Origin of the sequence: Enterobacter sp. MGH119 (assembly GCF_001037675.1) — a bacterium.
Lineage (GTDB): Bacteria > Pseudomonadota > Gammaproteobacteria > Enterobacterales > Enterobacteriaceae > Enterobacter > Enterobacter hormaechei_C.
Genome location: NZ_KQ089930.1, coordinates 540,937 through 564,175 on the forward strand (window position 1 = coordinate 540,937; position 23,239 = coordinate 564,175).

Below are 23,239 nucleotides of genomic sequence, written 5' to 3' on the forward strand. Positions count from 1 at the left end.
CTTACGCTTACCGGGCCTACGCTTATTTGTTGTGGTGGGCAAAGAGCTTGGGAATTTCACGCAAACACCACGATTTGGCTTCGCCCATGCTATCGCGACGCCACGCCATAATAATATCCACTTCGCTGGTGTATTCCGGGCTGACGACGCGCAGCCGCCCTTCTGCAATGTCCTTTTCGACAAACGGGTACGGCATAGTCGCCACGCCCAGCCCCGCCAGGAGCGCCTGACGCTTATCTTCCAGCGACGTTACCGTCAGTCGCGGCTGTTTATCCAGCAACTGTACCGTTAACACCGGGCGCTCTCGGGCGGTATCCGCGACCGCCACGCCGCGGTATTTCACGCGCGTGACCTCAGAGAGCGGCTCCGGCTCCTGATGGATAGGGTGATCCGGCGCGGCGACGTAGACGTTCATCACGCTGTAGAGCTTGCGCGAATTGATTTCTGACGATGAGCGGAAATGCATGTCTGGCGCAATCACGATATCCGCCCTGCCCGTCTCAAGACGCTCCCATGCCCCGGCCAGCACCTCGGTGATGATCGACAGCTGGGTATTGGCTTTCGCGGCCAGTCTGTCCACCAGCGGAAACAGCGCTTCGGTGGGCACCAGCGCTTCGGTCACTAACGTCAGATGGGTTTCCCAGCCGCGGGCCAGCGCTTCGGCATCGGTCGTCAGCTTATCCGCCGCTTCCAGCAATACGCGGCCGCGCTCCAGCAGCATCCGCCCAACGTTGGTGAATTTTGTTCGATGACCGGAGCGATCGAAGAGCACAACATCCAGCTCCTCTTCCAGCTTTTGCATGGTGTAGCTCAGCGCAGACGGAACGCGCCCCAGTTCATCTGCCGCCGCGGCAAAACTGCCGCGCCTGTCAATCGCGTCCATGACGCGAAGCGCCTCAAGCGTCAATGCTCTCTCTTTAGCCATCTCGTTCTCATTCAGGAAATTTGAACATACCAGGCAGAATATCTGGCTAACAATGCAGCGTCCATACCTTTACCATTGATTTAGTGTAAAGAGAGGTCAAGTTTATGATTACGACAAGAACAGCGAAACAGTGCGGACAAGCCGATTTCGGTTGGTTGCAGGCCCGCTACACCTTTTCCTTTGGACACTACTTTGACCCTAAACTCCTCGGTTACGCTTCACTGCGTGTATTGAATCAGGAAGTGCTCGCCCCGGGCGCGTCCTTCCAGCCGCGCACGTACCCGAAAGTCGATATCCTGAACCTGATCCTGGAAGGCGAGGCAGAATACCGCGATAGCGAGGGCAATCATGTCCAGGCGAAGGCTGGCGAGGCGCTGTTAATTTCCACGCAGCCAGGTATTAGCTACAGCGAGCATAACCTCAGCAAAGATAAAACGCTGACCCGCATGCAGCTGTGGCTGGATGCCTGTCCGGAGCGGGAAAATCCGCTGGTGCAAAAGATCGATCTGAAGGGCGATCAACAGCAGCTGATTGCCTCGCCAGACGGCAGCAAAGGCAGCTTGCAGTTACGCCAGCAGGTGTGGCTGCACCATATCGAACTGAAAAAAGGTGAACAGGCGAGCTTCCAGCTTCATGGCCCGCGAGCCTATTTGCAGTCCATTCACGGAACGGTGCATGCGGTCACGCATACGGAAGAGAAAGAAGCGCTCACCTGCGGTGACGGGGCGTTTATTCGTGACGAAGCGAATATCACTCTGGTTGCCGATACGCCGCTGCGCGCGCTGTTGATTGATTTGCCGGTTTAAGATCAACACGCCCCTCGCTCGATCGGTTCCCTCTCCCTATGGAAGAGGGTTAGGGTGAGGGGTAACGGATTGGATTAGATCACAACACCTTACTCGCCATAATCTCAATGATCTGCCGGTCCGTCGCCTGCATTGAGCGGCACGCCAGGGCGCACAGGTTAGAGATCGACTGTTCCACGTCGTGCGCCACAATCCCCTCGTTACCCGTCACGGCAGTATCATCCAGCGCCATCATCACGGCTTTCCAGGCGCTGGTGACGCTGGTCGAGACCTTCATTGCACAGCTGTTAGAAGCCCCATCGCAGATCATCCCGCTCACGTCGCCGATCATACTGCCGATCGCCATGGCAATGGTCTGGTAAGATCCGCCCATCAGCCACGCCATCCCCGCCGCTGCCCCCATTCCGGCGGTTGTCGCCGCGCACAACGCGGACAAGCGCGGAAGCTGGTAATGGATATAGATAGCCGACAAATGCGAGAGCATCAGCGCCCGCGCCAGCCGTTCGTCATCAGCCTGAACGTGCTCAGCCACCACCACTACCGGCATGGTGGCGGTGATGCCCTGATTCCCGGAACCCGAGTTGCTCATCGCTGGCAGCGTCGCGCCTCCCATGCGGGCATCCGAGGCTGCGCTGGTGCGGATAATAATGTCTGAACCCAGATCCTGCGCCATCCAGCCGCGTGCGCGCTGTTTATTGAGCGTCGCGCCAATATGCAGCCCCCAGTTGCCACGCAAACCTTCGCGGGAGAGCGCATCGTTCAGCCGCCCCGCATCGAGGATAAAGCGGATCGCGTCGAACGGCACCTGCTCCACAAACTCAAGGATCTGTGACAGCGTGGTGGTCGAGAGTACCGCCAGCGGATCGTCGTTGTTCTGGCTCTGACGATCGTCAAGCCTGAAGCACGTTTCGCCCTGACAAACTACCTCCACCACGCGAGTATGCCCGCCAGCGATGGTCACCATCGCCGAGGATTCACCGGCGTAAACGCAGGCGCGTGAATAAAGGATCTCATCGCACGGCTCCTGCAATTTTACCTGCACCAGACCCGCGTTCAGCAGTGCTTTGGCGCGCGTTAGCGCCTCTGCCGACGCGTCTTTCAACACCTCCAGCCCGGCGTGTGCATTACCGCCTGTCGCCCCCAGCGCGGCCGCGATGGGTAAACCGACCATACCGGTGCCGGGCACCGTTACGCCAAGCCCGTTTTTCATCAGGTTCGGCGATACCCACGCCTCGATACGCGTTACCTCACCGGAAAGCTGTCCGGCAGCCATCGCACACGCCAGCGCCAGCGAGACGGGTTCGGTACAGCCCAGCGCAGGCTTTACCTCTTCCTGCACGGCGCGAATAAAATGGTTCCATAAAGGATTAATTTGCTCAGACATCGTTACGACCTTATTTAACCTCATGAGAAGGCGAGGAAAGGAGAAACACAAAGCAGCAGCCCGGTAATTACGATAATTACCAGCGATACGCCTTTATATTTATGAAGTGCGGGCACTTTGTAGACCAGCCACGCCGGAATTAAGCAGCCCACCATCCCGAAAATAGGGCTACAGATGGAGGTGAAGCTCAGCACCGGCGCGTTTAATACAATCGCGCTCCAGGCCAGCAGGATGGCGAACAGCATAATTCCGCGCTGGACGGCATTTTCATTGATTTTTTCCGCCGGCATTTTGCGGCGCAGGATGTTCATCACGATGCCCTGCGTCGCCTCACGAAAGCCGAGATAGACGCCAAAGAACGCGGTCATCACGGCGAAAATGTTGAGGATCACGCTGACGATTTTGACCCAGCCCGCACCGTCACCGCTGATGAACTGTGCTGCGATTGCCAGGGCGGAAATATTCTGCTCGTAGGCTTTTACCGCCTCGTCGTGCCCCATCGCCAGCGTGAAGGAGACCGCGTAGAAAAAGACCGTCACAAACAGCACGCCAAAGGCGATATTCATTGCCCGCAGCGCTTTATGACGCGCCACCGCTACGGATTTTTCCCGTGAACGATAGGAAATCACCATCGGGCTTAAAGTCTGAATAAACAGAATGGAGGTTAAGGTGAAAGGCAGCGTAATAATGGCGTTTTTAATCAGCAGCCCCATCGGCGGCAGCATACCGACGTTGGCTAAATGCCAGAGGCCAATCATCGAAAGACCCAGCGCCGCCACTACAAATAATTTGGTCAGCACCATCAGGCTGGAGACTTTAAACAGCAGTTTTTCACCGCGCGACGAGATAGCGACCAGAATGCAGATCAGGAATAAGCCATAGAACGGATTTTCCGACAGCAAACCGTCGGTTACGCCGAAGGTGTGCAAATAGGAGGCGCTGTCGTTGGTGATAGCCGTGGAATAGACAAACATCCAGATCACCAGCATCACGAAATAAAGCGCACCCAATAAGATGCCCCAGTTTTTACCTAAATAACCGCTAATGACGCTCGGGTAATCTTTGCATTCCGGTGATTCCGCCAGCGTATTAATAAACAGGCGCTGGAACAGGTACATAGCCGGATAACCAATTATCGACGAGAGTAAAAACACCCACAGCCCCATTAACCCGACCTGCACCGGAAGAAAAACGATGCCCGCGCCGATAGCCATCCCGATACTCATGATGACCCAGCCCGTATCGGTGCTGTCAAATTTGATCGCCTCTCGCCATTCGCTTTCGCTCATTCCCGCCCGCCTTGCCGCAGGGGAATCACTCACAATCACACTGCTGTTTGTTGCCATATTCATTGGGCACTCGCTTATTTTGTAGGGTAACTGGTTGTTTTTATAAGGTTCCGATCGCCAGCGATTGCGAGTCAGAGGGTGCAGGTGTGAGTTATTGATATGGGGAGATCATATCCGGAGAGCGGGAGAAAAAAGTCACAAGTTTTATAGGGACTTCATAAGGCGCGAGGAAAATATTACTTCTGAACAGCAGAAAAGAGAGTGAGTTTTCTAAAATCGACCGAGTTCACAAAATTAAAAGCCTCCTCATTAGAGGAGGCTGAAGATGGAGCCTGCATTACATCGCCTGCGTAAACGTCCTCGAAATCACATCCTGCTGCTGCTCGCGCGTCAGAGCATTAAACCGCACCGCATAGCCTGAAACGCGGATCGTCAGGTTCGGATAATTCTCCGGATGGGCGATGGCATCCAGCAGCATCTCCCTGTTCATCACGTTGACGTTCAGGTGCTGACCGCCCTCAATGGTCGCTTCGTGGTGGAAGTATCCGTCCAGCAGCCCGACAAGGTTGGTTTTGCGCACCGGCTCGTCCTTGCCCAGTGCCTGCGGCACGATGGAGAAGGTGTAGGAAATCCCGTCTTTGGCATAGGTGAACGGCAGCTTGGCGACCGAGGTTAACGACGCCACCGCCCCTTTTCTGTCGCGCCCGTGCATCGGGTTGGCGCCAGGCGCAAACGGCGTGCCGCCGCGTCGTCCGTCCGGCGTGTTCCCGGTCTTCTGGCCGTAAACCACGTTGGAGGTGATGGTCAGGATCGACTGCGTCGGTACCGCGTTGCGGTACGTCGGCAGCGCCTGGATTTTCTTCATAAAGCGCTCAACCAGATCGCAGGCGATACTGTCCACACGATCCTCGTTGTTGCCGTACTGCGGATAGTCGCCTTCGATGATGAAATCGACCGCCAGACCAGTGTGGTCGCGTACCGGTTTTACCGTGGCGTATTTGATGGCCGACAGGGAATCCGCCGCCACCGACAGCCCGGCAATGCCGCAGGCCATGGTGCGGTAGACGTCCCGGTCGTGCAGCGCCATCAGCGAGGCTTCGTAGCTGTATTTATCATGCATATAGTGAATGAGATTCAGCGCGCTGATGTACTGTACCGCCAGCCAGTCCATGAAGTGATCGAGGCTCGCCATTACGGTGTCGTAATCCAGTACCTCATCCAGCAGCGGCTCGGTTTTCGGACCGACCTGGATCTTCAGCTTCTCATCCACCCCGCCGTTGATTGCGTACAGCAGCGTTTTCGCCAGGTTGGCGCGTGCGCCGAAGAACTGCATCTGCTTGCCGATCACCATCGGGCTGACGCAGCAGGCAATGGCGTAGTCGTCGCTGTTGAAGTCGGTGCGCATCAGATCGTCGTTCTCGTATTGCAGCGAGGAGGTGACGATCGACACCTGTGCGGCGTATTTCTTGAACGCGATCGGCAGTTTTTCGGACCAGAGGATCGTCAGGTTTGGCTCCGGCGCAGGCCCCATGGTGTGCAGGGTATGCAGGTAGCGGAAGCTGTTTTTAGTCACCAGCGCGCGCCCGTCCAGCCCCATGCCGCCAATCACTTCCGTGGCCCAGATCGGATCGCCGGAGAAGAGCGTGTCGAACTCCGGCGTGCGCAGGAAGCGCACCATGCGGATCTTCATGATGAAGTGGTCGATCAGCTCCTGGGCCTGCACCTCATTCAGCCGCCCAGCCTGCATGTCGCGTTCGATGTAGATATCGAGGAACGAGGCCGTGCGCCCCAGCGACATGGCTCCGCCGTTCTGGGATTTCACCGCCGCCAGGTAGGCAAAATAGAGCCACTGCACCGCTTCCTGGGCGTTCATCGCCGGACGTGATATATCAAACCCATAGTTCGCCGCCATCTGCTGGATCTGCAGCAGCGCGCGCTTGTGCTCCGCCAGCTCTTCGCGCAGGCGGATCGTCGCCTCCAGATCTTCGCCGCGCTCCAGTTTCCCCTGGAGATCGGCGAACTGAAGTTCACGCTCGCGCACCAGATAGCTGATGCCGTACAGCGCCACGCGGCGGTAGTCGCCGATGATGCGTCCGCGCCCGTAGCCGTCCGGCAGACCGGTCAGCACCCCCGATTTGCGGCAGCGCATCATCTCCGGGGAGTAAACGTCAAACACGCCCTGGTTGTGGGTTTTGCGCAGGTCGGTAAAGAGATATTCAAACTGCGGATCCATCTCGCGACCGTAGGCTTCGAACGAGCTGCGGATCATGTTGATCCCGCCGTACGGATGCAGGGCGCGCTTGAGCGGCTTGTCGGTTTGCAGGCCGACGATCGTCTCCAGCTCCTGATCAATATAGCCCGGCCCGTGCGCGGTAATGGTAGTGGCGATGTTGGTGTCGAAATCCACCGGAGCGTGGGTGGCATTCTCCTGACGAATGCCGACCATCACCTTCTGCCACAGCGCCGTCGTTGCTGGCGTCGCCTGCGCGAGGAAAGCTTCATCGCCCTCATAAGGGGTGTAGTTATGCTGAATAAAATCGCGGACGTTGACGGCGTTTTTCCATTCTTCACCGCGAAACCCGGCCCATGCGTCGCTGTAGGGCACGACGCCCGTATCGATTGTTACTTTCATCAGATTCTCGCTTTATCAGGCGTAAGCCGCAGCCGGAGTAACCTTCCCAAGACGGAGGGCGTCCAGCGCGATCATTTTTTCTTCATTGGTAGGGATCACCGCGCAGGCCGCGCGGGACGACTCGGTGGAGATCACGCACTCGCCCGCGCTGCCCGGCAGGGCATTTTTGGACTCGTCGAGGATGATGCCAAACACCTTCAGATGCTCCGCCACCAGCGCGCGGATAAGCACGGAGTTCTCACCGATCCCGCCGGTAAACACCACGCCATCCAGACGGTGCAGGGACGCGGCATGACCGGCGATATGCCGCGCAATCCGGTGGACAAAGGTCTTTATTGCCAGCCGCGCCCGCTCGTTGCCGTCATGCCAGGCTTTCTCCAGCGCGCGCAAATCGGAGGAGATACCGGAGATCCCCAGCAGCCCGGACTCTTTGTTGACCACGCGCTCCAGATCCTCGAACGACTGGCCGGTCTGCCGGGCAATCCACGCCATCGCGCCAAAATCCACGTCTCCGCAGCGCGTGCCCATCACCAGTCCTTCAAGCGGCGTCATCCCCATGGACGTGTCCACGCTTACGCCGTTACGCACCGCGCAGATGGACGCCCCGTTGCCGAGATGGGCGATCACCAGGCCGCTGTCATCGGGAGAGAGCCCGAAAAGCGCGTGCGCCTGCGCCGACACATAGCGGTGAGAGGTGCCATGGAAACCGTAGCGGCGCACGCCCAGCTCTTCAAAATAGCGGTACGGCAAGCCGTACAGATACGCCTGCGGCGGCATGGTCTGGTGGAAGCTGGTATCAAATACCGCCACCTGCTGCACGCCGGGGAACAGGCGCTCGGCGGCTTCCACGCCGCTCAGGTTGGCGTAGTTATGCAGCGGCGCCAGCGGGGAGACCTGGCGGATCTGCGCCATCACCTCTTCCGTGATCAGGGTCGACTCGCTGAAGAGGTCACCGCCGTGGGCAATGCGATGGCCAATCAAAGCCACGCTGCCCATCAGGTTGCGTTTCTCCAGCTCCAGGGCGATGGCGGCCAGCGCCCCTTCGTAGTCCTGGTGAGCCAGTCTGACCGGCTCACCCCCATTCACGGAAATAAAGGCTTTTTCTGTGTTGATGCCGTCCGCAATGCCCGTCATCAGGGCATCGCAGCTTGCGGCGTCCAGCACCGAGAACTTAACAGAGGACGATCCGCAGTTAATGACCAGTACTACCGGAAACTCAATCATGGTATGGCTCCGCTCTTCCTGAGCTTTGGTTTAAAACAGTTTGTACACGATGTTCAGAATGGTCAGCAGGCCGACCACGGTTACGAAGATGTTCTCGGTCCGGCCTTTGTATTTCGCCAGCGCCGGTGCCTTGCGGATGGCGTACATCGGCAGCAGGCACAGCAGAGAGGCGATAATTGGCGCGCCCATGGCTTCAATGAGGTCCAGAATGTTCGGGTTGGCGTAGGCCACAATCCAGGTGGAGCCCATGATGAAGACCATGCTGATGGTGTTCAGCTTGCCGACGGAGACGTTCTTCTTGTCGCCCTTGTAGCCGAACTTGATGATCAGGCCGTTCAGCCCCTCCAGCGTGCCCAGATAGTGGCCGAAGAAGGATTTAAAGATAGCGACCAGCGCGATGATGGACGCGCCGTACTCCAGCACGGTGGCGAACGTGGATTTACTGCCTGACATCGACGCAAAGTGGTTCGCCAGGTAAGAGAGCACCGGAATGTTCTGCGCTTTGGCGTCCGCCATGTTCTGCGGAGAGAGCGTAAACAGGCAGCTAAAGGCGAAGAACATCACCACCGCCACCATCAGCAGGCTGGCGCGACCAATGATTTTGGAACATTTCTGCTCGGTAAACTCTTTCCCGAACTCTGGTTCGTACTCTTCGCGTTTGGAGACCACAAACGAGGAGACGATAGGCGAGAAGTTGAAGGAGAAGACCATGATGGAGATCCCCAGCCACACCGTGACCAGAATGCCGTCATGACCGGTGAAGGCGATATCGCTCAGGTTAACCTGGTCGATCACCGCCGAGTTCCAGTACGGGATCAGCGAGAGAGAAATCAACACCAGGCTGGCGATGAACGGGAACACCAGGTAGCTCATCACTTTCACCATCAGGTCTTTACCGAACCAGATAACAAAGGCCATCAGCAGCAGCAGGAACAGCGCCACCACGCCGCGGTTCAGGGCAGGCATCTGGAGCTGATTTTCCCAGAAGGTCATAAAGGTGTTGGTAATGGTGACGCCGTAAATCCACAGCAGCGGGCAAATGGCAAAGAAGTAGAGGAAGGTGATCACCACCCCGCCGGTCTTACCAAAATGCTCCTCCACCGTTTCGGTGATGTTGCCGGAGACGTTACTGCCGGACAAACACAGACGCGCCAGCGCGCGGTGGCAGTAAAAGGCAATCGGGAACGCGAGTACCAGCATCAGCAGGATGGGGATCAAGCCGCCAAAGCCTGCACGGATAGGGAAGAACAGCACGCCTGCGCCAATGGCGGTACCAAACAGGCCGAGCGTCCAGGTGGTATCAGATTTACGCCAGGAGGACGTTTTTGTCTGGCCAACGATAATGCTTTCTGTGTTGCTCATAAGTCATCCTTTATGCGTCAACGAAGCCGGTAATTTGGGAAACACGGGAGAGATCAATATTGCCGCCGGAAATAATGCAGACGGTTTTACGGCCCTGGATATAGTGGTCCAGCTTGCCGCTTAATAACGCCGCGCACGCCAGTGCGCCAGCACCTTCCGTGACCACTTTATTTCGCTGGATAAGCGCGATCATGCTGTTGCGAATCTCGTCTTCGCTGACCAGCACAATGTCATCGACTAATTCACGAACGATTTCGAAGGTTAAATTACCCGGGCGAGACACGTCGCAACCGTCTGCTAATGTGCCGGTAATGCGGTGGTTCGTTATTTCACCGGCCTGATACGATGCCGCCATTCCGTGCACGTTTTCAGACTGCACGCCGATAATATTGATAGTTGGGTTGATGGATTTAATTGCTGTCGCAATACCGGCAATTAAACCGCCGCCGCCGATGGGGACAATCACGTTATCCACGTCATATAAATCTTCGAGGATCTCCAGGCCGATGGTGCCCTGACCGGCGATCACTTTCGGATCGTCGTAAGGCGGGATAAAAATGCGCCCTTCCATCTCGACGATTTCGCTCACTTTGGCGATGGTGTCGTTAAAGTTCTCGCCGTGTAGCACCACTTCGGCAGAGTAGTCGCGCGTGGCGGCAACCTTGGATTTCGGCGCGCCCATCGGCATCACTACTTTGCCGTCGATGCCGAGCATGGCGCAAGAGAGAGAGACCCCCTGCGCGTGGTTCCCTGCGGAACAGGCCACCACGCCCTTGCGTTTTTCCGCATCGGTCAGCGAGCTTAATTTATTAAACGCCCCACGTATTTTAAACGAACCGGTACGCTGCATATTTTCAAATTTCAGGAATATCTCACCCTTACACCGTTCGCTCAGATAATTTGAGCGCGGCATACCGGTTTTATAGATCTTTCCCGCCAGTCTTTTTCTGGCGTCCTGAATATCTTCAATGGTCACCGGGAGATCGTAAGTAATGTGCATAATATCCTCGTTATAATAATTCATTGTTTTCAGGCAAAGTCAGGGTAACAGAGCGTTAAAAAGCGTCGCTCCGGGTGTTTTAAATCATCATTATTTCTATCGTCGTTTTTCGGTATTCATCGACGAATATTGTTTTGCCAGTTCAACAAATACTGACGCCGATTTTTTAATACTGTAATTTTTTGACCACACGGCGGCATAACGCGCCACGGGTAATTCATCTTCCACCGGCAGGACAATGAACTGGTCCGAGCCGAATGGCGCAATCATGTCACGGGGGATCACCGTCAGGTAATCGGCATTGAGGACAAGGTTATAGATGGTGACGACGGAATCGGTCTGGACGATGTTTTCAATGCTGATGTGGTTGTCTTGCAGGGTGGTCAGAAGTTCGTTGTAGTAGCCCATATCGGTTTGCGGCATCACCCACTGCTCGTGCGTGAGCGATGCCAGTCTGGTCGGGCCGGTGCACGTTCGTGATTTACTCGCCACCAGCACAAACTCGGATTCAAACAGTGGCTCAACGTGAAGATCCTGAAGCTGCATCCCGTCGCTCAGCGTGCCGATGGCGAAATCCAGCCGGCCATCGCGAATGGCGGGCAGGAATGAAGAGAGCTGCGCTTCATACATTGAGACACGCGCTTTCGGGAACACTTCCTTGAATTTTTTGATCATCCCGGACAGGAAGGTGAAGCCAATTAGCGACGGATAGCCGAAGGAGACGTCCATGACGGTACTGAAACTGAGGCTGTTGATCTCGCTCACCATGTTTTTCATTTCGCGGGTGATCGACTCAGCGTAGGACAGCAGCACCTGACCGGCGGCAGTGAGTTTTACGCCGGTGTTCTTACGCACCATCACTTCCACCCCAAAGTAGGATTCGATGTCGCTGATGATTTTGCTGACGGCAGGTTGCGTCAGCCCCAGTTGTCTTGCAGCAGAACCTATGGAGCCACTTTTGATGACTTCCTGAAATACCACGAGGTGCTGAGTTTTCGGTAGAATAATAGTATTCATAATATTCTGCGCTTATTTCCCTATGACGCAGCGGATTCTACCCAATATTGTTTCAGGGGGTATGTGCTGTTACTCACAATTTGCCAGGACGCTCTGTTTTCAGTCGCACCAGAAAACTATTTATATCTTTATAAATCAAAGATTTATCACAATAAAAATACGCATTTACGCTGACATTGATCAATAAAAAACGCGGTAATAAATTTATTTTATGGCAATAACCAGCGTGAATTTTTTTGCCTTAAAAATATTAATAAAGGCTATCTTTCAGGCAATTAAAGATTAATAAAACACCATTATTCCTTTAAAACATTTTTGTGGTTTATCAACTTTACCAGGAGTATTTATTCACTTTCCGGTTAAAGAGTGGGATATATCACACATTCACCAGAAGAATGTTTTTAGATTCAATATTAAATTATCAAATGAATAACATTCGGCATCACTGACTAAACATTTACAACATCTGCTCAACACTAAATTTTTCTAATTTTATAGCGTTAAATTTTGTGATTACGATCATGCGCAGCAGATGAGAGGAACACGCAGCCGAACAAATAGTGAAACGTGCTTAGCGTCGCAAAATTGAGAATTGATGTCGTTTGGCGCTTCGCTTACCCGGCCTGCAACCTTCAGAAAGCAAAAACCCCGCCGAAGCGGGGTTTGGTAAGAAGTTGAAGCTGACCGATAAGCCGGGTTCTGTCGTGGACAGTCATTCATCTAGGCCAGCAATCGCTCACTGGCTCAAGCAGCCTACCCGGGTTCAGTACGGGCCGTACCATGTGAACCCCTATTTGGCCTTGCTCCGGGTGGAGTTTACCGTGCCACGGACTGTTACCAGCCGCGCGGTGCGCTCTTACCGCACCCTTTCACCCTTACCTGATCCCGCTTGCGCGGGCCATCGGCGGTTTGCTCTCTGTTGCACTGGTCGTGGGTTTCCCCCCCAGGCGTTACCTGGCACCCTGCCCTGTGGAGCCCGGACTTTCCTCCCCTCCGCCCGTCTCCCCCGAAAGGGACGACGACGAAGCGGCGACTGTCTGGTCAGCTTCGGCGCGCAGTATAGAGGGTTTGCGCGTCGCTGTCACCCCTGGCTACGCATGCCTACCTGCAATGTGGCCGCGATATTCCGCGAGGCGCGGTAAATGTTGTCATACGCGCCCTGGAACGCCTCTTCCAGTGAGCCGATGCGGGTCAGTACGCTGAACACCGCATCGATGCCGTACTGATGCACCACACCCACATCCTGCGTCAGACTTCCGGCAATCCCTATCACTGGCTTATGGTATTTTTTGGCGACGCTCGCCACGCCGACGGGCACTTTGCCATTTATGCTCTGGCTGTCGATGCGCCCTTCCCCCGTCAGCACCCACGTGCAGTCGTGAATATGTTCTTCAAGATTGAGCGCCTGAGTGACAATCTCAATGCCGCTTTTCAGCTCTGCGCCCAGGAAGGCCATCAGCGCCGCGCCCATGCCGCCCGCCGCTCCTGCCCCCGGAACCCGGTTGACGTCAATGCGCAGCGTTTTTTTGATCACTTCGGCATAGTGGCTAAGACTGGCGTCGAGTTCGAGGATCATCTCCTCCGTGGCGCCTTTTTGCGGTCCAAAGATACGCGACGCGCCGCTTTCACCGACCAGCGGATTCGTCACGTCACAGGCGACACGGATTGCGCACCCCTGAAGACGCGGATCGAGATCCGAAATATCAATCCGGTTAAGCGCCATCAGGCTGCCGCCGCCGTAGCCGATCTCCGTCCCGTTCGCATCCGTAAACTTCGCGCCCAGCGCCTGCATCATGCCTGCGCCCCCATCGTTGGTTGCGCTCCCGCCGATACCGATAATGATGTTGCGCGCGCCTTTATCCAGCGCGCGGAGGATCAGCTCCCCCGTCCCGCGCGACGTCGTGACCAGCGGGTTACGCTGCGCGGGAGGAACAAGCACCAGGCCGCTGGCGGCGGCCATCTCGATAAACGCGGTGGTACCGTCGCCCGAGATCCCCCAGCTGGCCTTCACCTTTTCCCCTAACGGGCCGGTGACGACAGCCTGCTGCCAGGTGCCCTGCGTAGCGGCGATCATCGCTTCAACCGTACCTTCTCCGCCGTCAGCAACGGGAACAGACACGTAATGAGCGTCGGGGAAAATTTCCCGAAATCCTTTTTCTATCGCCTGCGCCACCTCAGTGGCAGACAGGCTTTCTTTATAAGAGTCTGGCGCGATTACGATTTTCATAGTTGTATGCCTGAGCCGTAGGCCCGGTAAGCGTAACGCCACCGGGCGGGACGTCATTAGCGAGCAATTTCAACCTTCGCCAGCTTTTCGTAATAGCACGCCAACGCGCTGTGATCGGCGGTGCCCAGACCGTCCACACGCAGCGCCTGCATCATCTCCATGACGGCGGCAGTCAGCGGCAGCTGCGCGCCCACGCCGTGGGAGGTATCCAGCGCATTCGCCAGATCCTTAATGTGCAGATCGATGCGGAAGCCCGGCCTGAAGTTACGATCCATCACCATCGGCGCCTTGGCATCCAGCACGGTGCTGCCCGCCAGACCACCGCGAATGGCCTGATAGACCAGATCCGGATTAACGCCCGCTTTGGTGGCCAGCGTCAGCGCTTCGGACATGGCCGCGATGTTCAACGCCACAATCACCTGGTTTGCCAGCTTGGTGACGTTGCCTGCGCCAATTTCACCGGTGTGCACCACGGAGCCAGCCATGGCTTTCATCAGGTCGTAGTATTTGTCAAACACGGCTTTATCGCCCCCCACCATCACCGACAAGGTGCCGTCGATGGCTTTCGGTTCGCCGCCGCTGACTGGCGCATCCAGCATCTCCACACCTTTCGCTTTCAGCGCCTCGCTGATTTCGCGGCTTGCCAGCGGTGCGATAGAGCTCATGTCGATCACCACCAGACCCGGCTTCGCGCCATCGATAATGCCGTTCTCACCCAGCGCCACCTCTTTCACGTGCGGGGAGTTTGGCAGCATGGTGATAATCACGTCGCACTGCTCAGCAATTGCTTTTGCGGTTGTCGCCGTTTCTGCGCCAGCCGCAATCACCTCTGCCACCGCGTCTGAATTACGATCTAAAACCACCAGTGAGTAACCTGCTTTGATGAGGTTTTTGCTCATTGGTTTGCCCATGATACCCAGGCCAATAAAACCCACTTTCAGCGTCATAATCTGTTTCCTCAATGATGGTTATTTTTTAAAAGCGTCCGCTAATTTCTGCGTGGCGGCGCGGAATACGCCGAGATCGCTGCCGACGGCGACAAACGTTGCGCCCCATTCCAGGTAACGGCGGGCATCGGCTTCCATTGGCGCCAGAATGCCGCACGGTTTACCGTGCGCTTTGGCACGGGCAAAAATGTGCTGAATTGCGCGCTGCACATCCGGATGGCTGGCGTTACCCAGATGACCAAAGGCGGCCGCCAGATCGCTCGGGCCGACGAAAATGCCGTCGACGCCCTCCGTCGCGGCAATAGCGTCGACGTTATCGACCCCCTGCTGGCTCTCGATCTGAACCAGAATGGTGATGTTCTTGTTGGACTGGGAGAAATAGTCCGGCACGGTGCCAAACATGTTGGCGCGGTGCGAGACGGACACGCCGCGGATCCCTTCCGGTGGATAGCGGGTCGCCGCCACGGCCAGCACCGCTTCTTCTTCCGTTTCAACAAACGGGATCAGAAAGTTGTAGAAGCCGATATCCAGCAGACGCTTGATGATCACCGGCTCGTTGGTGGGCACACGCACCACCGGCGCGCTGTGGCTGCCTTTCAGCGCCATCAGCTGCGGAATAAACGTGTTGATATCGTTTGGCGCATGTTCGCCGTCCAGCACCAGCCAGTCGAACCCGGCCAGGCCCAGCACTTCGGTGCTGATGGGGTTGGCCAGCGCAGACCAGCAGCCAATCTGAATCTGGTGCGCCGCGAGGGCCGCTTTAAATTTATTCGGGAAGATGTCGTTACTCATTACTTATACCTTTTTTAATTCCGCAGTTTTAGCCAGTAACTTTTCTTATTTATTCCGACTCAGCGTCAGCGTTATATTTATTTTCCTGACTGAATTTTGGCGTTATAAAATCGTCATTCAGTATAATCGTCACCACCCGGCAGCACATTGTCTCAATGCTCAATTATCCAGCGGGAGTAACACGCTATTTTGAGCATTTGCCCAATGCAGTGGGCGCTGATGCACAGAATCAACGATTAGTGTTTCGGGAGCGATCGCGATCACATTCTCACTTTTCCTCTCCTGACATTCTTTATTTCCTCAATAAGAAACGATTAACCATCTGGCTATATTTAGTATCAGATATTTTGCTGGAGAAGAGTGAACAATGGCCGATATTGAAATTCGACAGGCGTCGCCGACGGCGTTCTATATAAAAGTGCACGATACTGATAACGTGGCGATTATTGTCAACGACAATGGCTTAAAAGCTGGCACCCGCTTTCCGGATGGCCTGGAGCTGATTGAGCACATTCCGCAGGGGCATAAAGTCGCACTGGTCGATATCCCGGCTCACGGTGAAATCGTGCGCTACGGCGAAGTCATCGGCTATGCGGTGCGCGCTATCCCGCAGGGTAGCTGGATTGAGGAGTCGCTGGTTGAGCTGCCCACCGCCCCGCCGCTGGAGACGTTGCCGCTGGCTACCCGCGTCCCTGAGCCGTTGCCTCCGCTGGAGGGTTATACCTTCGAAGGTTACCGCAATGCGGATGGCAGCGTGGGAACCAAAAACCTGCTTGGCATCACCACCAGCGTGCATTGCGTGGCGGGCGTAGTGGATTACGTTGTGAAAATTATTGAGCGCGATCTGTTGCCGAAATACCCCAACGTTGACGGCGTGGTGGGTCTTAACCACCTGTACGGCTGCGGCGTGGCGATCAACGCGCCGGCAGCGGTCGTGCCGATCCGTACGATTCACAATATCGCCCTTAACCCAAACTTTGGCGGTGAGGTAATGGTGATTGGTCTCGGCTGTGAAAAATTGCAGCCAGAACGCCTGTTGCAGGGTACTGAGGATGTGAAAGCCATTCCGGTTGACGATGCCAGTGTTGTGCGTCTTCAGGATGAACACCATGTCGGCTTCAGATCGATGGTCGACGACATTTTACAGGTGGCAGAGCGCCATCTGGAGAAGTTGAACAAACGCCAGCGTGAAACCTGCCCGGCCTCTGAACTGGTCGTTGGGACACAGTGTGGCGGCAGCGATGCGTTTTCCGGCGTCACCGCTAACCCGGCGGTAGGCTATGCCTCCGATCTGTTCGTGCGCTGCGGCGCCACGGTGATGTTCTCCGAAGTCACCGAAGTACGTGATGCTATCCACCTGCTCACGCCGCGCGCCGTCAACGAAGAGGTGGGCAAACGCCTGCTGGAGGAAATGGCCTGGTACGATAACTATCTCGACATGGGCAAAACTGACCGCAGCGCCAACCCGTCTCCGGGTAACAAGAAAGGCGGCCTCGCGAACGTGGTGGAAAAGGCCCTCGGGTCGATTGCCAAATCCGGCCAGAGCGCGATTGTGGAAGTGCTCTCCCCTGGCCAGCGACCAACCAAACGCGGCCTGATTTACGCGGCAACGCCTGCCAGTGATTTCGTTTGCGGCACCCAGCAGGTGGCTTCCGGCATTACGGTACAGGTCTTTACCACCGGGCGCGGAACGCCGTACGGCCTGATGGCGGTACCGGTGATCAAAATGGCGACCCGCACCGAGCTGGCAAACCGCTGGTATGACTTAATGGATATCAACGCGGGCACCATCGCCACCGGGGAAGAGAGTATTGAAGAGGTGGGCTGGAAGCTGTTCCACTTCATTCTGGATGTGGCAAGCGGGCGGAAGAAAACCTTCTCCGATCAATGGGGATTGCATAACTCGCTGGCGGTGTTTAACCCGGCGCCGGTGACGTGAATTCATAGTGAACCTTGCTTAGCATGGCTTCGGCCATGCTTTTTTTTACTTTCGATTCTTTCGCATGCTTACTTTCGCTTTCGATTCTTTCATTTTTAAGATGTAAATCACAAAAAAATATTCCGAAACCCTATACCTTCTTTCGCACAAACAAAACGAAAGGTTTCGGAGGAAAGATGTTTATCATCTCATCGAAAGCGATGCTGCTGAAGGCACAAAGGGAAGGTTACGCCGTCCCGGCATTCAATATTCATAATCTCGAAACGTTGCAAGTGGTTGTTGAAACTGCCGCTGAAATGCGTTCTCCGCTAATTGTTGCGGGCACTCCCGGCACGTTCAGCTACGCCGGAACAGGAAATGTTGTTGCCATTGCCAGCGATCTGGCAAAAACCTACAACCAGCCGCTGGCGATCCATCTCGATCACCATGAAGATTTCGACGATATCGCACAAAAAGTCCATGCAGGTATCCGCTCAGCGATGATCGACGGCTCTAATCATCCGTTCTCTGAAAATGTCGCACTGGTGAAGCAAGTGACGAATTACTGTCACCGCTACGATGTAAGCGTTGAAGCCGAGCTAGGCCGCCTTGGCGGTCAGGAGGATGACCTCATCGTCGACAGCAAGGATGCCCTATACACCAATCCGCAACAGGCTCGCGAGTTTGTTGAATTAACGGGTATCGACTCTCTGGCCGTTGCTATCGGTACCGCTCACGGTCTGTACACTGACACACCAAAACTTGATTTTGAACGTCTGGCAGCGATCCGCAATCAGGTCGACGTACCGCTGGTTCTGCATGGCGCGTCAGGTTTATCAGCTGTGGATATCCGTACCGCGATTAGCCTGGGCATTTGTAAAGTCAACGTCGCCACAGAACTGAAAACCGCCTTCTCGAATGCCCTCAAAACCTATCTCTCTTCACATCCTGATGCCAGCGACCCGCGTCACTACATGGTGCCTGCCAAGACCGCTATGAAAGAGGTGGTGCGTAAGGTGATTGCTGACTGTGGCTGTGAAGGCAAACTCTAAATACGAAAGCCTGTTGTCCCGAACTGGAGGAAACGTGAAAGATATTATTGCTCGCCATAAGGCGGGAGAACACCTCGGCATTTGCTCAGTTTGCTCAGCCCACCCGCTGGTGATTGAGGCCGCCTTGCGCTTCGATTTGCAAACAAACAATAAAGTCCTGATTGAGGCCACCTCGAATCAGGTAAACCAGTTCGGCGGTTATACCGGCATGAAACCGGCTGACTTCCGTGACTTTGTCCTCAAAATCGCTAAGGAAGTCGGTTTTCCACAGGAACGCCTGATTTTGGGCGGCGACCATCTGGGGCCAAACTGCTGGCAGAATGAACCCGCAGAGGCGGCGATGGAAAAGTCCGTAGAGCTGATCAAAGCCTATGTCGCGGCTGGGTTTAGCAAGATCCATCTGGATGCCTCAATGTCTTGCGCCGACGACCCTGTCCCGCTAGCGCCAATGGTCGTAGCCCAGCGCGCGGCGCGTCTGTGTCAGGCGGCAGAGGAGACGGCAACCGACGCGCAAAAAGCGGTGCTGACCTATGTCATTGGCACAGAAGTTCCAGTACCGGGCGGTGAAGCCAGCAGTATAAACAGCGTACACGTTACTCGCGTGGAAGATGCCGCGCAGACGATGGAAACGCATCGCGTGGCCTTTGGTGCGCTCGGCCTGGACGACGCTATGTCGCGCGTCATTGCGATGGTTGTTCAGCCTGGGGTGGAGTTTGACCATACGCAAATTATTCACTATCAGCCACACGCAGCAGAAGCTCTCTCCGGCTGGATCCGTCAGACCCCGGTAGTTTACGAAGCGCATTCAACCGACTACCAGACCCGTCAGGCCTATCGAGCTCTGGTTCGCGATCACTTTGCGATTCTGAAAGTCGGCCCGGCGCTCACCTTTGCCCTGCGCGAAGCCATCTTCGCCCTCGCGCAGATGGAGGAAGCGCTCATCGCCCCGGAGCAACGCAGCCATGTGCTTGAGGTCATCGATGAAGTGATGCTGAACGAACCTGGCTACTGGAAAAAGTACTACCGCCCAACCTGGAGCCAGGCGATGGTGGATATTCACTTTAGCCTGTCCGACCGCATTCGTTACTACTGGCCGCACCCGCGTATTCGCCAGAGCGTAGAGAAACTGATCGCTAACCTGAGCGCAGCATCCCTGCCTCTGGGGCTAATCAGCCAGTTTATGCCCGTCCAGTTCGAGCGATTGTCGATGAATGAGATCCCGGCAACACCGCAAAACCTCATCATCGACAAAATACAGGATGTATTACGTGCCTATCGTTTCGGCTGTACCCCTGAACACGTTTGATACCGGAGAGTGTATGAGTCACGTTTTTGTCCGTACCGGAATTGAGTTTGAAGATTGCCAGCAGGCACTGGCGCATATTGGCGAGGAGATGCTGAGAAAAGGTGTCGTCCACGCCACCTATCCAGCGGCACTCCAGGAAAGGGAGATGAACTACCCCACCGGCATTGCCCTTGAGCGTCATGCGGTCGCAATTCCGCACTGTGAAGCCGTACATGCGAAAAGCCCCGCCATTTACCTGATTCGCCCGGACAAACCGGTCAACTTTCAGCAGGCAGATGATGATGGTGACGTCGCCGTTTCGCTCATTATCGCCCTTATTGTTGAAAACCCTGCGGCACAAATGAAATTGCTGCGCCGCCTTTTTAGTGAGCTGCAAAACCCGGACACGCTCGACATGCTCTTAGCGACCCCAGCTGAACATCTGGCGGATCGTTTCCGGACGGCGATCCTTGAGCCTGAGGCCTGTGCTCAGGCTTCATAACATACTGATAATAAGAAGGTGTACCCTATGAAACGTAAAATTATCGTCGCTTGTGGCGGCGCTGTTGCCACCTCAACTATGGCCGCAGAAGAAATTAAAGAGCTTTGTGAGGCCCACCACATTGAGCTGGATCTGGTGCAGTGTCGGGTAACCGAAATTGAGACCTACATGGATGGCGCGGATCTCATCTGCACCACGGCGAAAGTCGACAGATCTTTTGGCGACATTCCTGTGGTACACGGCATGCCGTTTGTATCCGGCGTTGGTATCGAAGCCCTGCAACAAAAAATCCTGACCATCCTCGAGGGGTAAGATTATGTTTACCGAAATCATGCGGTATATCCTCGATCTGGGGCCAACCGTAATGCTGCCTATCGTCATCATCATCTTCTCTAAGCTGCTGGGGATGAAGCTGGGTGATTGTTTTAAATCCGGTTTGCATATTGGCATTGGTTTCGTGGGGATCGGGCTGGTTATCGGCCTGATGCTCGACTCCATCGGCCCGGCAGCCAAAGCGATGGCAGAGCAGTTCCAGATTAATCTCCACGTGGTTGACGTTGGCTGGCCGGGTTCATCACCGATGACCTGGGCTTCGCAAATAGCACTGGTGGCGATCCCGGTGGCCATTGGTGTCAATATTCTCATGCTGGTCACCCGAATGACCCGCGTAGTGAACGTGGATATCTGGAACATCTGGCACATGACCTTCACCGGTGCGATGCTGCACCTGGCAACCGGCTCTTACTGGCTGGGGATCCTGGGGGTGGTGGTACATGCAGCCTTTGTTTACAAACTCGGGGACTGGTTTGCCAAAGACACGCGAGACTTTTTTGGTCTGGAAGGGATCGCTATCCCTCACGGCTCATCAGCGTATCTCGGCCCGATCGCGGTTCTGGTCGATATGATTATCGACAAAATTCCTGGTCTGAAGCGCATCCACTTTAGCGCTGACGACGTACAGAAACGCTTTGGTCCGTTTGGCGAACCTGTAACCGTTGGGTTTGTCATGGGACTGGTTATCGGCATGCTGGCAGGCTATGACGCTAAATCCGTTCTACAACTGGCAGTAAAAACCGCCGCCGTTATGCTGCTGATGCCGCGCGTGATTAAGCCGATTATGGACGGCCTGACACCGATCGCCAAACATGCCCGTAAACGTCTGCAAGCTAAATTCGGCGGCCAGGAGTTTTTAATTGGGCTCGATCCCGCACTGCTGCTGGGTCATACATCCGTGGTCTCCGCCAGCCTGATTTTTATCCCGCTCACCATCCTGATTGCAGTGCTGGTGCCGGGAAACCAGGTGCTGCCGTTCGGCGACCTCGCCACTATCGGCTTCTTTGTGGCAATGGCGGTCGCGGTTCACCAGGGCAACCTGTTCCGAACGCTTATCTCCGGCGTCATTATCATGGGCATCACGCTGTGGATTGCGACCCAGACTATTGGCCTGCATACCCAGCTTGCGCAAAACGCTGGCGCGCTGAAAGCAGGCGGGCTGGTGGCCTCTATGGATCAGGGCGGATCACCGATCACCTGGCTGATGATTCAACTCTTTACCTGGCAAAACGTAGTAGGGTTCATCGTGATTGCTGCGATTTACTTTACGGGCGTATTGCTGACATGGCGTCGTGCCCGCACATTTATTGCGGCAGAAAAACTCGCCGCTAATCCTCAAAGCCAGACGGTATCTTAATAACAGGGGGGGCGATGCTCCCCTCTTTTTTCTGGAGTCAATCATGAAATCAGTGGTAATTCACGCTGAGGGTAGCGTGCGGGTTGAAGAACGCCCCCTCCCTTCCATTCAGGCCGCAGATGATGTGCTGGTACGCGTTATCTGTTCCGGGTTATGTGGCTCGGATATTCCACGAATTTTCGCCAAAGGCGCACACTACTATCCCATCACGTTAGGCCATGAATTCAGTGGATACGTCGAAGCATATGGCACTGACGTAGCCGATCTTAAGGTTGGTGATGGTGTGGCGTGTGTTCCGCTACTTCCCTGTTTTTCCTGCCCCGAATGTGAAAAAGGCTACTACTCATTATGTAAGCATTACCAGTTCGTTGGTTCACGCAGTGAGGGCGGCAATGCGGAATATATTGTTGTTAAGCGCGCAAATTTGTTCCGTCTTCCAGAGGCGATGACGATTGAAGATGGTGCATTTATTGAGCCGATTACCGTCGGGTTACATGCGTTCCACCTGGCTTCAGGCTGCGAGGGGAAAAATGTCATCATTGTCGGCGCAGGCACCATCGGTCTGCTGGCGATGCAGAGCGCGCTGGCGCTGGGTGCCAGCAGTGTGACCGCAATCGATATTAACGACGAAAAGCTTGCCCTGGCATCCCGTCTGGGAGCGACACGGGTATTTAACAGCCTTTCTCTGAGCGCTGATGACATCCACAATGCACTCAGCGAAAGCCGGTTCGAACAACTGGTACTGGAGACTGCCGGAACCCCACAAACCGTCACGCTTGCCATTGATATTGCCGGGCCGCGAGCCCAGATTGCACTGGTAGGTACTCTGCATCATGACCTGAACTTACCCGCTGCGACTTTCGGCAAAATTCTGCGTAAGGAATTGACGCTGCTGGGAAGCTGGATGAACTATTCCGCTCCATGGCCTGGGGAAGAATGGGAAATAGCAGCCCGTCTGCTCGCAGATAAAAAACTACAGTTAGCTCCGCTTGTCACACACAGTGGCGATAGTGAAAGCTTTGCCCAGGCCGTGCAGGCACTGAACGGTTCGCCTATGCAGGGTAAAATTATGCTCCGCTTCGCATAACCTCGCGAGCCAGCAAACCAGAGCTGGCTCACATTTACTTTCGGATATTAACGTACACCTTTCGCATACCTTCGATTAGAATAGGAGGCAGTTAATTATC

General features: G+C 55.3%; 19 protein-coding genes and 1 other RNA gene. 8 read left to right on the forward strand and 12 right to left on the reverse strand.

Features of this window, described 5'->3' with window-relative positions; translation table 11 throughout:
* Positions 1-22: 22 nt before the first annotated feature.
* Positions 23-925: a DNA-binding transcriptional regulator YhaJ gene (gene yhaJ / locus SK53_RS13970; RefSeq protein ID WP_003862655.1), complete on the reverse strand. Its 903-nt coding sequence runs from the start codon at positions 923-925 to the stop codon at positions 23-25.
* A gap of 104 nt (positions 926-1,029) precedes the next feature.
* Between yhaJ and SK53_RS13975 the strand changes: the two genes are divergently transcribed.
* Positions 1,030-1,731 (forward strand): pirin family protein, encoded by a 702-nt coding sequence (locus SK53_RS13975; RefSeq protein WP_003862658.1) that lies wholly within the window; start codon positions 1,030-1,032, stop codon positions 1,729-1,731.
* Positions 1,732-1,810: 79 nt separating this feature from the next.
* Here SK53_RS13975 and SK53_RS13980 read toward each other — a convergent pair whose 3' ends face one another.
* The 11 genes from SK53_RS13980 to garL all read right to left on the reverse strand — a co-directional run bounded on the left by SK53_RS13980 (position 1,811) and on the right by garL (position 15,605).
* On the reverse strand, positions 1,811-3,115 hold the full coding sequence (locus tag SK53_RS13980) for an L-cysteine desulfidase family protein (protein ID WP_022651889.1): 1,305 nt from the start codon (positions 3,113-3,115) through the stop codon (positions 1,811-1,813).
* 20 nt (positions 3,116-3,135) lie between these two features.
* A complete protein-coding gene (locus SK53_RS13985; protein WP_032607965.1) occupies positions 3,136-4,467 on the reverse strand; it encodes an SLC5/6 family protein in 1,332 nt (443 codons plus the stop codon).
* Positions 4,468-4,741: 274 nt separating this feature from the next.
* Positions 4,742-7,036, reverse strand: coding sequence for a formate C-acetyltransferase (gene pflB, locus SK53_RS13990; RefSeq protein WP_048209647.1), 2,295 nt, complete (start codon positions 7,034-7,036; stop codon positions 4,742-4,744).
* A 15-nt stretch (positions 7,037-7,051) separates the two neighbouring features.
* Entirely contained in the window at positions 7,052-8,260 is a 1,209-nt protein-coding gene (gene tdcD, locus SK53_RS13995; protein WP_023323774.1) for a propionate kinase, read from the reverse strand.
* Between the two features lie 30 nt (positions 8,261-8,290).
* Positions 8,291-9,622, reverse strand: a complete 1,332-nt coding sequence (gene tdcC, locus SK53_RS14000; protein ID WP_003862666.1) for a threonine/serine transporter TdcC — start codon at positions 9,620-9,622, stop codon at positions 8,291-8,293.
* A gap of 10 nt (positions 9,623-9,632) precedes the next feature.
* On the reverse strand, positions 9,633-10,622 hold the full coding sequence (gene tdcB, locus SK53_RS14005) for a bifunctional threonine ammonia-lyase/L-serine ammonia-lyase TdcB (RefSeq protein ID WP_022651901.1): 990 nt from the start codon (positions 10,620-10,622) through the stop codon (positions 9,633-9,635).
* A gap of 96 nt (positions 10,623-10,718) precedes the next feature.
* Positions 10,719-11,639 carry a transcriptional regulator TdcA gene (gene tdcA / locus SK53_RS14010; protein ID WP_048209650.1) on the reverse strand — a complete coding sequence of 307 codons (921 nt, stop codon included), beginning with the start codon at positions 11,637-11,639 and terminating at the stop codon, positions 10,719-10,721.
* Positions 11,640-12,311: 672 nt separating this feature from the next.
* Positions 12,312-12,688: RNase P RNA component class A (gene rnpB, locus SK53_RS22300), an RNA gene on the reverse strand.
* 32 nt (positions 12,689-12,720) lie between these two features.
* A complete protein-coding gene (garK, locus tag SK53_RS14015; protein ID WP_003862672.1) occupies positions 12,721-13,866 on the reverse strand; it encodes a glycerate 2-kinase in 1,146 nt (381 codons plus the stop codon).
* A 56-nt stretch (positions 13,867-13,922) separates the two neighbouring features.
* The gene (garR, locus tag SK53_RS14020; protein ID WP_003862674.1) at positions 13,923-14,813 is read right to left on the reverse strand and encodes a 2-hydroxy-3-oxopropionate reductase; all 891 of its coding nucleotides are present in this window, start codon (positions 14,811-14,813) and stop codon (positions 13,923-13,925) included.
* Positions 14,814-14,834: 21 nt separating this feature from the next.
* Positions 14,835-15,605, reverse strand: a complete 771-nt coding sequence (garL, locus tag SK53_RS14025; RefSeq protein WP_048209652.1) for a 2-dehydro-3-deoxyglucarate aldolase — start codon at positions 15,603-15,605, stop codon at positions 14,835-14,837.
* Between the two features lie 367 nt (positions 15,606-15,972).
* Here garL and garD point away from each other — a divergent pair, with 367 nt between their 5' ends.
* The 7 genes from garD (at position 15,973) to gatD (ending at position 23,139) form a co-directional block, all read left to right on the forward strand.
* Complete coding sequence (gene garD, locus SK53_RS14030; RefSeq protein ID WP_003862678.1) at positions 15,973-17,544, forward strand: galactarate dehydratase; 1,572 nt, start codon at positions 15,973-15,975, stop codon at positions 17,542-17,544.
* 176 nt (positions 17,545-17,720) lie between these two features.
* The gene (locus SK53_RS14035; RefSeq protein ID WP_048209654.1) at positions 17,721-18,575 is read left to right on the forward strand and encodes a tagatose bisphosphate family class II aldolase; all 855 of its coding nucleotides are present in this window, start codon (positions 17,721-17,723) and stop codon (positions 18,573-18,575) included.
* Between the two features lie 34 nt (positions 18,576-18,609).
* Entirely contained in the window at positions 18,610-19,881 is a 1,272-nt protein-coding gene (gene gatZ, locus SK53_RS14040) for a tagatose-bisphosphate aldolase subunit GatZ (RefSeq protein ID WP_045895483.1), read from the forward strand.
* A gap of 13 nt (positions 19,882-19,894) precedes the next feature.
* Entirely contained in the window at positions 19,895-20,362 is a 468-nt protein-coding gene (gene gatA, locus SK53_RS14045; protein ID WP_045895484.1) for a PTS galactitol transporter subunit IIA, read from the forward strand.
* A gap of 27 nt (positions 20,363-20,389) precedes the next feature.
* Positions 20,390-20,674: a PTS galactitol transporter subunit IIB gene (gene gatB, locus SK53_RS14050; protein ID WP_000823261.1), complete on the forward strand. Its 285-nt coding sequence runs from the start codon at positions 20,390-20,392 to the stop codon at positions 20,672-20,674.
* 4 nt (positions 20,675-20,678) lie between these two features.
* Entirely contained in the window at positions 20,679-22,052 is a 1,374-nt protein-coding gene (locus SK53_RS14055; protein ID WP_048209657.1) for a galactitol-specific PTS transporter subunit IIC, read from the forward strand.
* A 43-nt stretch (positions 22,053-22,095) separates the two neighbouring features.
* The gene (gene gatD / locus SK53_RS14060; protein ID WP_048209659.1) at positions 22,096-23,139 is read left to right on the forward strand and encodes a galactitol-1-phosphate 5-dehydrogenase; all 1,044 of its coding nucleotides are present in this window, start codon (positions 22,096-22,098) and stop codon (positions 23,137-23,139) included.
* The last annotated feature ends 100 nt before the right edge of the window (positions 23,140-23,239 follow it).